The following is a 7,051-nucleotide window of genomic DNA, read 5'->3' as shown; positions in this document are numbered from 1 at the left end:
GCTTCATGGTGCATCAACGACTTGGTGGACTTATTTTTATCCTCATGAAAAAAGAGGAAAAATAGCGATGGATGAGGCCGGTATTTTACCGCACTTTACCGGTGTGCTATGTCATGACCATTGGAAGCCATATTATCAATATACCCAATGCCAACATGCATTGTGTAATGCGCACCACATCCGAGAATTAGAAAGGGCTAGGGAGCAAGATGGGATGCAATGGGCGAAGGATATGCAAGGTTTACTTAAAGAAATAAATAAAGCTCAGATAGATAATCCCGACTTAGATAAAGGGGCCAAACAAAAATATAGTGAGAAATATCAAAAGATATTGGCTCAAGGTGATGCTAAGTGCCCACCACCAGATAAAAGTAGTCGGATTAAAGGTCAGCGAGGCCGATTAAAGCGGACAAAATCTAGAGCATTATTGGAGCGATTAAGAGATTATCAAGATGATGTTTTGCGCTTTATGATGAGCACTGGCGTACCATTTACCAATAATCAAGGCGAGAATGATATTAGGATGACCAAGGTTCACCAAAAAATATCAGGATGTTTTAGGAGTAAACAAGGAGCAGAGATGTTCTGCTTGCTCAGAAGCTATTTATCGACTTGCAGAAAACAATATGTATCTGCAAGTTTAGCTCTTGAATTGCTATTCAAAAATCAGCTGCCTGATATATTTATTGAAGATGAGGCTGAATAGTTACAATAAAAGTAGCTTAAAAAATTACATAAACATACAAAGAGTCTGTAATACTATTTTGTGTTTCATAGTTAATTTTAGGCTGACTAGTTTACTACCTGCTCGCCAGCCTTGGTTATATAGTACTTTTGCTGAGGGCTTCTTGGTGAATCAGGCTCTGTCATTGCGATTAGACTTTCCTTTAGCGCAGGCGTGATATAGTTCTTTTTGAATGTTGGACGGTGCTTCAATGCCAAACCTTCCATAATGATAGCTAGCTTTTGTGGATCTTTATTATTAAGCCAATTCAATAATAACTTTACTTGATCGCTTACTTGTACTTTTACTTGATCGCTTTGCTCGGTTATCACTTCGTTAACCGCTGAGTGTAATGCCTTAAGCATGAATAATATAAACACCGTTGAATCACTGGCTTTATCTGAGGTAGACAAAGCTTGGTAATATTCATTTTGCTGATCTTTAATCACGGTTTCTACGGGAAGATAAGCAAACATTGGTTGCCAGTTACATAGGTATAGCGTTTGCCATAACCTCCCCATTCGGCCATTGCCGTCTGAAAATGGGTGAATGAATTCAAACTCATAATGAAAAATGCAGCTGGCGATCAATGGGTGACAGTCAGTCTGTTTCAACCAATTAAGCAAATCGTTTATTAGTAAACAAACTCTATTTGCTGGCGGCGCCATATGGATCAACTGTTTTTCTCGGTAAATACCAACACCTTCATTGCGATATTGCCCAGCATCATCAACTAAACCGTACATGAGTTGTTGGTGTGCAGCTAATAAATGCTCGGCGTTGGTTGCTTGCCATGAAGGAAGGTTTTCATAAGCCTTAAAGGCATTTCTTACTTCCTGGATCTCGTGCGGCAAACCTAAAACTTTTTTCCCTGATATAACCGCCGTTACCTGTTCCAACGATAAGGTGTTATTTTCAATTGCCAAAGATGCCTGAATTGTTTTAATTCTATTACCACGCCTAAGTTGAGGTGAAAGCAAATCTTGGTTGCTTGCCGACCATCTGCCAAGTAACTGACTTATGTCTGCCACAATATTTAGTATTTCATTGGTAATTTGAAATGGTGGTTGATAAGACATTAAATACACCCTCGCTTTTTATATTCAGCTTCCCATTCTTTAAATCGCTTAGTTAATCGAGCTTGGCTTTTTGCTATAACTTCAGGTGAACGTTTTTTCTTCTGTGGCTTTGAACGACCAATATCCACCCCTGATAGTTCTTTAGTGAACATTTTTGGGATCACATGACTGTAATGTTGCTCTATCATTTGAACGCTCGTACCACATTGCTTAGCTAGTATTTCCATATTAACTTCACCAGACATTAACTGCCAAGTTATATAAGTATGTCGCAAAGAATAAAGGATCCTGACACCGTGAGGAGATTGTTTAAGGCCGACTTCATTGAGTGCTTTATCAAACGCTTCTCCAAGTTCATTAGTCGTAGAGCCATCAGCCAGCCTAAATAATTTGTCACTTGGCTTACGGTTTGGAAAACGTTCACGTAACTCTTCTAAACAACCAAATATTTCATCACGGCAAACTATTTCACGAGTACCTGTATATTTGGTGGTCTTGCCTTTTGTAATCGTAACAAAGAAAACCACATTGTGATCATTACGCTCCATATGAATATCAGCCCAGGTAATACTTTCCATTTCAGTGCCGGGTCTAATGCCAGTGTTAACAGCAAACTCCATATAGTCGAGTAGCAACTCACGGATTTGGCGGCTCTTTTCAGTCCTACTATTTTGCTCTAGCTTGATTACTGAGTCGTAAGCTTTATCGTATTCTTTTTTACTAAGCGAAGCCCTACGTTGACCAGCAACCTCTTTGTTGCTTAGTACGGGGACTTGTACTGGCAGCATCCATTGTTTATCAATGGCTTCCTTAAAAACCATTTGCAGGGCGGCATTGTGAGTAAGAATTGTAGACTTAGCCGGGACGCGTTTTAGTTGATCAATGCGCCAAGCTTCAAACTCTAATATTTTATCTTGGTCAATAGAGGTGATGAACGTCCGTTCAAAGAAGGGAATAAAGTATTTCCTAAGGGCGCCAATGTAATCTTTGTATATAACTTTACCGCCACCATGGATTAACTCGCCGTGCATGTTTTGAATGGCCTTCTCTGCAACATCACAAAACCGCTTACTGGTAAATAGTGTATTGGTTTCAACTCTGACTTCATATTCAAGCTTAATGCGGTGTGCCTTGGCTATGGCTTTTTGAACATCAGTTTCTTTGGTGGCTTTGGCGTACCACTTGCCAAAAATTACAAATCGACAATACCAGTACTTACTGTTATTTTGTAAGTACACATATAACGTGTCATCAATGTTGTGTCTGTCAATTTGTTTTGACATTTTTCAGCCTAGGTTTATTTAGTGTTTTCATTTGCAAAGAGCGTGCAAAGGTGGCTGATTTTAACATGATGTGATTGAAATATAAAAGGTAAATGAAAGCACTGTTCTTTCAAAATCCGTTGCCTTCGGGCGTGACGGTTCAAGTCCGTCTTCCGGTACCAACATATTAAAGCCCTGCTCTTAACGGAGTGGGGCTTTTTTTTTGTGTTCAACAATAGATAAACATAAATAAAATTGGCCCATTCTAAAGTTTTATAAATCATATATTTAAGCATGAGTCATCGCATTTTTTTATTTCATTTTTAGTATAACAGTGGCAGTATTAATTTAATCTAATTAATAGCTACGAGAGAAGTATGTCAGATATAAGAAATGGATTTTATGCATATGCGGCAACCCCTAGATCTATTGGTCAAACAATAGAGGTTGCACTGGGTAAAATAGATAAAAATAAAATATCAGTAAAATCATGGACCGCTATGGATATAGTGGGCAGTTTTATTGCTGAAGAAGTTCTGCAAAGCATTGATGAATCTGATTTTGTCGTAGCTGATATATCTATTTTAAATTTCAATGTTATTTATGAAGCTGGTTATGCTATTGCCAAAGGCAAGAAACTATTAATTACAAAAAATGCCAGTATTAAGGATACTCACCCTTCAATCAGGGATGTTGGAATATTTGATACTTTAGGGTATCAAGAGTATCAAAACTCGGATGAACTGGCGAAATTTTTTGAGTCAGTTGACGATTTTAAAGTTATAAAAATACCAAGCAAACTGAATACTAAATCACCGGTTTACTTGCTTGAGGGCTTGTTTAAAACTGACTGGGCAACAAGAATAGTTTCCAGAATAAAAAAAGCTAGGTATCTCTTTCGTTCTTTTGATCCAAATGAACAGTCACGCCTTTCTGCTAGTGATGCTATTTCTCAAGTATCGCAATCACATGGTGTGGTAATCCCTTTACTTGGTTCTGGTGACGAAGGAGCAGAGATAAATAATATGCGAGGAGCTTTTTTAGCAGGCTTGGCTCATGGTTTAGGAAAGGCTACTTGTATGTTGCAAAATGGTGAAGGGCCAGTTCCTATAGATTATAGGGATATAGTTAACGCAACTTATCACCCTAATGATATAAACGAGGTTATAGCTGAATTTGCAGGTAAGATTGCTGAAGCTTTTCAACAAGATGTTGTTATCCTACCTAAAGAAAGAGAGTCATTTCTTCAATCTTTGGAGTTAGGGGCTAGCTCTGCTGAAAATGAAATGAGGACTTTGCAAAATTATTATCTAAAAACTGATCAGTTTTTCAAATCGATAAGAGGAGAGGCCAATATTGTGGTTGGCCGAAAAGGGGCGGGTAAGTCCGCTATTTTCTTACAAGTTCGAGATAAAGAAAGAAACAAAAAAGACAATATTGTTTTAGACTTAAAGCCAGACGGTTATAAATTAATCAAATTTAAAGAACTGATTCTCTCCTTTTTAGAAGAAGGAACGTTTCAGCATACCATAATGGCATTTTGGGAGTATGTTTTACTGCTAGAAATTTGTTACAAGATTCTGGAGGCAGACAGGGAACAGCATATACATGATCATGATCTTTATGAACCCTATAGAAAGTTGGCTGAACTATATAATGCAGAAGGTTATGTCACAGAAGGTGATTTTTCTGAACGCATGAGTTCCTTAATGGAAAAAATATCTACAGAGTATCGTTCGCAATATGGTGATGAAGCATCCATAGGACTACCGGTTTCAAAGATTACTGAAATGTTATATTCACACGATGTTAAGGACTTGAGTCAGCAATTAATCTCATATATGAAAAGAAAGGATACCTGTTGGTTACTTTTCGATAATATTGATAAAGGTTGGCCAACGTCTGGTTTACAGCATGAAGACTTATTAATAATTAGGGCACTAATAGATGCCACAAAAAAAATAGAAAGACAATTTGGTCGTTCGAATCTAAATGTAAATACAATTATTTTTTTGAGAAATGATGTTTATGAACTTTTAGTTCGTGAAACTTCCGATAGAGGCAAGGAGGCTAAAGTCCTTCTTGATTGGACGGATTCAGATCTACTCCGTGAATTGATTCGGTTGAGAATCGTATACAGCCATACTAATGGGGATGAGTCTTTTGAAGCATTGTGGCGTAGATTGTGTGTTAGTCACTACAAAGGTGAAGAGTCATCGGAATACTTGATAAGCAGATCACTAATGAGGCCTCGTTTTCTTTTAAATTTAATTAGTCAATGCAAGAGTTTCGCAATTAATCTTAATCATGAACATATTCATGAGGAAGATATCACCAAAGGTATGGCTGCATACTCAACAGATTTACTTACTGATATTAGTTATGAAATATCAGATGTCGCTAAGAATGCAGATGACCTACTTTATGCTTTTATCGGTTCAAAGGCGGAAATATCAAGAGCTGAGATAGATAAAGTTTTATCAGAATATGGGGTAAGTGAAGAGCAATTTGATGACGTATTTGAGTTACTTGTTTGGTATGGTTTTTTAGGTGTCAAATTAAAAAATGAGGTTCAATATATTTATAACTTTAATTACAGCATGAAGCTAATGGAAGGTGTAATGAAAAAAAATAAAAGCTCAATATTTTTTATTAACCCAGCTTTTTGGCCATCCCTTATGATTGAAACTTAGTCATTAACAAATATCTAATATGTTAATTATCGGCACTAACCATTATCTCAAATACCTTTGATATGGTGGCATAATAAATAAAGTTTTGCTCCCAAACTTGGAACATCTCTATAGCTTGCTCAATAGGGGATGTTCCAAATAAGTTTTGAAACATGCCAGCATCAAAGTCAAAATCCAGATCCTTGGCAAGCTCCGCACAATAACCACTGCCAACATAACAAAAGTCGCTGATGTAGCAGAGGTGCCATTCGCTCCCACCGTTTACAAGTCTAATTTCTACAGGGTGGTAGCCTCCATCATCAGCAGAATAATTTGGATCTCTAAAGTTAATAGTAACCGCTTTTTCATTTTCATATGGTACAAGAAAGTCGGCTATATACAGTGCAAATGTTGGGCTTACAGGCAAAGCTAATCCTTCGCGTTTAATTCGAATAGTCATGGTGGTATCCTTTACTGTGTTTTTAGGTATTTTGAAAAGCCTGTGATTAAACAGGCTTGTTGTTAACGTGAGATATTTGTTGGTTTAATCCTTTGGTATTGAACTTGCGGCTTTTACAGACGTCTTTTTATTAGTATTGATTGGTACAATTGCCAATAGTAATTCATCTAATTCACCGGCGATAACGGCTTTAATAACTAGCTCTATGGTTGGCATTAAGTTTTTAAAATCGCCTATTTCAATTGCCTGTTTGTCTTTGGCTAGTGGCAGTGCTTTATTGCCATAACGAATTTCTAAGTAATGCTTACCGTTATTTTTGTAGAACCACGGCAGTACTTTTTTCGGTGTTCGTATTAATTCCTTTTTATTGGTCTCAGGGTTAAGCTGCCATTTCTCTGTGTAAGCGGTGAACCGCTCACCGTCTAGTTGTGCTTGAATCATGTCCTTTTGTACACCAAGCTGTGTTAATAAACGCTCCCGTCTTTTGATTAATGGGCTTTCTTGTACTTTTACAGGACGAGCGGATAGCTTGAGCGAACTCAATATTGATTTAGTCATGGTATGTACCTTTTAGTGGTTGTGGTTGGAAGTCTGTGCTTTACTGAAATCTCGTGAGTACCTAGCTCATGCTGTAGTTAAATTGATTAAATAAAGCCGATAGGCTTTGATGGCGCTTTACGGTCATTTTCTGCTTTTAGTAGTGCCAGTGCTTGCTCTTGTGTCATTGGCGTTTGATTAAATTGGTTTCGTCTTTCTATTATTGCGAAGTCGCCGGGGGTTAAAAATCTGAGTAGTGCTAGTTGATTGCTGACACTTTCTGGAATGTTCGTGCTGTTAAGCGTTTCACAAAATAG

Annotated in this window: 6 protein-coding genes and 1 pseudogene; 2 read left to right on the top strand and 5 right to left on the bottom strand. The window is 37.5% G+C overall.

The genetic code is table 11. From position 1 onward, the window contains the following. On the top strand, nucleotides 1–706 hold a 706-nt coding region (locus Q0688_RS23975), incomplete at its 5' end, for a transposase (protein ID WP_299083232.1). An 86-nt stretch (nucleotides 707–792) separates the two neighbouring features. Here Q0688_RS23975 and Q0688_RS23970 read toward each other — a convergent pair. Together Q0688_RS23970 and Q0688_RS23965 are read right to left on the bottom strand one after the other, a co-directional pair. After that, nucleotides 793–1,803 carry a Fic family protein gene (locus tag Q0688_RS23970; RefSeq protein ID WP_299083229.1) on the bottom strand — a complete coding sequence of 337 codons (1,011 nt, stop codon included), beginning with the start codon at nucleotides 1,801–1,803 and terminating at the stop codon, nucleotides 793–795. Beyond that, entirely contained in the window at nucleotides 1,803–3,086 is a 1,284-nt protein-coding gene (locus Q0688_RS23965; protein ID WP_299083228.1) for a site-specific integrase, read from the bottom strand. Before Q0688_RS23965 ends, Q0688_RS23970 begins: the two co-directional genes overlap by 1 nt. Nucleotides 3,087–3,442: 356 nt before the next feature. On the opposite strand from Q0688_RS23965, the gene Q0688_RS23960 reads away from it, so the two are divergent. After that, nucleotides 3,443–5,758, top strand: coding sequence for a hypothetical protein (locus Q0688_RS23960; protein ID WP_299083226.1), 2,316 nt, complete (start codon nucleotides 3,443–3,445; stop codon nucleotides 5,756–5,758). A gap of 22 nt (nucleotides 5,759–5,780) precedes the next feature. Here Q0688_RS23960 and Q0688_RS23955 read toward each other — a convergent pair whose 3' ends face one another. From Q0688_RS23955 to Q0688_RS23945, 3 genes and pseudogenes are all read right to left on the bottom strand, one after another. Continuing rightward, nucleotides 5,781–6,197 carry a DUF2787 family protein gene (locus Q0688_RS23955; RefSeq protein ID WP_299083224.1) on the bottom strand — a complete coding sequence of 139 codons (417 nt, stop codon included), beginning with the start codon at nucleotides 6,195–6,197 and terminating at the stop codon, nucleotides 5,781–5,783. A gap of 84 nt (nucleotides 6,198–6,281) precedes the next feature. Next, the gene (locus Q0688_RS23950) at nucleotides 6,282–6,755 is read right to left on the bottom strand and encodes a DUF6641 family protein (protein ID WP_299083222.1); all 474 of its coding nucleotides are present in this window, start codon (nucleotides 6,753–6,755) and stop codon (nucleotides 6,282–6,284) included. An 86-nt stretch (nucleotides 6,756–6,841) separates the two neighbouring features. Then, nucleotides 6,842–7,051, bottom strand: a pseudogene (locus tag Q0688_RS23945) (ATP-binding protein); the annotation flags it as partial.

The sequence above is a fragment of the uncultured Paraglaciecola sp. genome (genome assembly GCF_937123705.1).
In the GTDB taxonomy this organism is placed as follows: domain Bacteria; phylum Pseudomonadota; class Gammaproteobacteria; order Enterobacterales; family Alteromonadaceae; genus Paraglaciecola.
Note: the sequence above shows the minus strand (reverse complement) of the source record. Positions and strands in the feature narration are given on the sequence as shown.

Excerpts from the sequence above, each read along its gene's own strand:
- Q0688_RS23970 (WP_299083229.1), bottom strand. The coding sequence starts at position 1,803 with ATGTCTTATCAACCACCATTTCAAATTACCAATGAAATACTAAATATT.
- Q0688_RS23965 (WP_299083228.1), bottom strand. The coding sequence starts at position 3,086 with ATGTCAAAACAAATTGACAGACACAACATTGATGACACGTTATATGTG.
- Q0688_RS23960 (WP_299083226.1), top strand. The coding sequence starts at position 3,443 with ATGTCAGATATAAGAAATGGATTTTATGCATATGCGGCAACCCCTAGA.
- Q0688_RS23955 (WP_299083224.1), bottom strand. The coding sequence starts at position 6,197 with ATGACTATTCGAATTAAACGCGAAGGATTAGCTTTGCCTGTAAGCCCA.
- Q0688_RS23950 (WP_299083222.1), bottom strand. The coding sequence starts at position 6,755 with ATGACTAAATCAATATTGAGTTCGCTCAAGCTATCCGCTCGTCCTGTA.